Origin of the sequence: Moraxella bovoculi 237 (assembly GCF_000696305.2) — a bacterium.
Lineage (GTDB): Bacteria > Pseudomonadota > Gammaproteobacteria > Pseudomonadales > Moraxellaceae > Moraxella > Moraxella bovoculi.
On the sequence record NZ_AOMT01000032.1, the window covers coordinates 1 to 1,284 of the forward strand.

Genomic DNA, 1,284 nt, shown 5'->3' on the forward strand with positions numbered 1-1,284 from the left:
GATGGCTTTCATATACTCAATCTCAGCAGGCGAACGGGTATAATCCAGATATGGCTTTTTGGTCATGCCCACGCCATGCTCGGCAGAGATTGAGCCTTTGTATTTTTTGACCGTTTCAAAGACGTATTTATTGACCGTTTGGCACTTGGCAAAAAAGTCGTCTTTGGTTAGGTTGTCAGGTTTTAGGATATTTAGGTGCAGGTTGCCATCGCCAATATGCCCAAACCAGCAAATCTCAAAATCAGGGTAATTGTCCTTGACAATCTGTTCAATGTCATGGATAAAATCGCCCAAATGTGTAATCAGCACCGACACGTCATTTTTGTAAGGGGTGAACACCGAAATCGTCTCGGAGATGCTCTCACGCAATTTCCAAAGCTCGTGCAGTTGCCCCACGCTTTGGCTCATCACGCCATCTTCTATCAAGCCATCTTCGGCACAGCTTTCAAACACATTCATGGCAGTATCTAACACGTCATCGGATACCGCTTCAAATTCTAACAAGACATAAAAAGGCGTGCGGCTGTCAAACGGCGCTTTGGCGTGTCCTGCGGTCAACACCTTATCGATTGCCACGCTGTCAAAAAATTCAAAAGCAGTTAAGTTTAACGCCTTACCAAACTTATCAAGCAGTTTTACCACCGACCCAAAATCAGGCACACCCAATACCATTGCCGTTAAATTAACAGGCTGCTTCTCAAGCTTAATCAATGCACGAGTTACAAAGCCTAAAGTACCTTCTGCTCCGATAAACAAATGACGAAAATCATAACCTGTGGCATTCTTCAACATACCACCGTTTAATTCTAAGATGTCACCTTTACCAGTAACAACCGTTAATCCTAGTATTTGATTTCTTGTCATGCCATAACGAATGACTTTAATGCCACCTGCGTTGGTACCAATATTACCGCCAATCTGACTTGATCCAGATGAAGCAAAGTCTACGGCGTAGTATAAGTTCTTAGATTCAGCAAATTCTTGCAAAGCCTTAGTCACCACGCCAGCTTCTACTTCTACCATACGATCAGCTTCATAAAACGTCCCAATGGCGTTCATCTTATCAAAACTTACCACCACCTCACCATTACTGGCAACAGCACCTGCTGATAATCCTGTACGTCCACCACTAGGCACCAAACATACTTGATACTCATTAGCAAGCCTTACAATCTTAGCCACTTCCTCTGTCGTCTTAGGAAACACCACCGCACTCGGTGCAGGGGCAAAATGCTTCGTCCAGTCTCTACCCCAGTTGTCTAGGCTGTCGGGGTCGGTTTTGAT

At 44.5% G+C, this 1,284-nt stretch carries 1 protein-coding gene; it reads right to left on the minus strand.

The annotated features are described in order from the left end of the window. Positions 1-1,284 (minus strand): FAD-binding oxidoreductase (locus MBO_RS08435; RefSeq protein ID WP_036366702.1); only part of this gene is annotated, 1,284 nt, incomplete at both ends.